The 1,322-nt window shown below is 57.2% G+C and carries 1 protein-coding gene; it reads right to left on the bottom strand.

Going from position 1 to position 1,322, the window contains the following annotated elements:
* Positions 1-192: 192 nt before the first annotated feature.
* Positions 193-1,104: a UDP-3-O-acyl-N-acetylglucosamine deacetylase gene (lpxC, locus tag AC4FAH_RS05260; RefSeq protein ID WP_054555085.1), complete on the bottom strand. Its 912-nt coding sequence runs from the start codon at positions 1,102-1,104 to the stop codon at positions 193-195.
* Positions 1,105-1,322 lie beyond the last annotated feature (218 nt).

Raw genomic sequence — 1,322 nt, 5'->3', positions numbered from 1 at the left:
GCATGCAAACAGCCGCGCCGCCCAGAAGGGCGGCGCGGCTGTTGTCGTTTCCATCTCCGGCTGGCTAAGGCCGGAGCAGTGCTGTCAGGCTGGACGGGCTAGGTCACAGTGTTCTGCTCGTACTGTCTCTCTGAGTGCTTTTCTTTTGAAATACCTCGTCTTGCAGCTTTCGCAGATGTCATTGGCCTCGACTCAGACGGCAAGCGCCGGAGAGGCATAGGAAATCGGCATCGCATCGGAGTTCTCGAAGGTGACGATCTCGTAGCTGTCGGCATTTTCCAGCAGCGCGCGGCACAGCATGTTGTTGAGGCCATGACCGGACTTGTAGCCTCGGAACTCACCGATGATGCTGTGGCCCAGCTGATAGAGGTCACCGATGGCGTCCAGCACCTTGTGCTTGACGAACTCATCGTCGTAACGCAGGCCTTCATCGTTGAGGATGCGATAGTCATCGACGACGATGGCGTTGTCGAGGCTTCCGCCCAGCGCGAGGTTCTGGGAGCGCAGGAACTCGAGATCACGCATGAAACCGAAGGTACGCGCGCGGGACACTTCCTTGACGAAGGAGGTGGTAGAGAAGTCGACCGTGGTGGTCTGCTTCTGCTGCTCGAACACAGGGTGATCGAAGTCGATGGCGAAGGACACCTTGAAGCCGTTGTGCGGCAGGAAGGTCGCGACCTTGTCACCATCACGCACTTCGATCTCGCGCTTGATGCGGATGAACTTCTTGAGCGATGACTGCTCCTGGATACCAGCGGACTGGATCAGGAAGACGAACGGACCGGCGCTGCCGTCCATTATCGGCACTTCCGGCGCGGACAGCTCGACGAAGCAGTTGTCGATGCCCAGGCCTGCGAAGGCGGACATCAGGTGCTCGACGGTCGTCACCTTGGCTTCACCGTTGGAGACGGCGGTGCACATGGTGGTGTCACGGACGCTCATCGCATCGGCACGGATATGAGCCTGCGGCTCGAGATCGGTACGGATGAAGACGATGCCGGTGTTGACCGGAGCGGGACGCAGCGTCAGGTAAACCTTGTCACCTGAGTGCAGACCAACGCCTGTGGCGCGGATCGTATTCTGGAGTGTTTTTTGTCGAATCATAGGGAGATAGCCAGTCAGCCTGAATTTGGAAACAGTGTTCATGATAACAGCAATGCAGGAATTCAACAAATTGTCACCTGCCGCTGTTAGGGAAATTCAACATTGCCTTTCGAGCACCATTGAGGCTGACCCGCGCGCCTGCTGGCCTCGTGCTGAGTATGAACACGCAATCACCAAACAGTTCTCACTCGCACTGCCATAAAACGATAATCAATGTG

The sequence above is a fragment of the Cobetia sp. genome, assembly GCF_983723665.1.
This window is presented reverse-complemented; position numbering and strand designations above follow the sequence as displayed.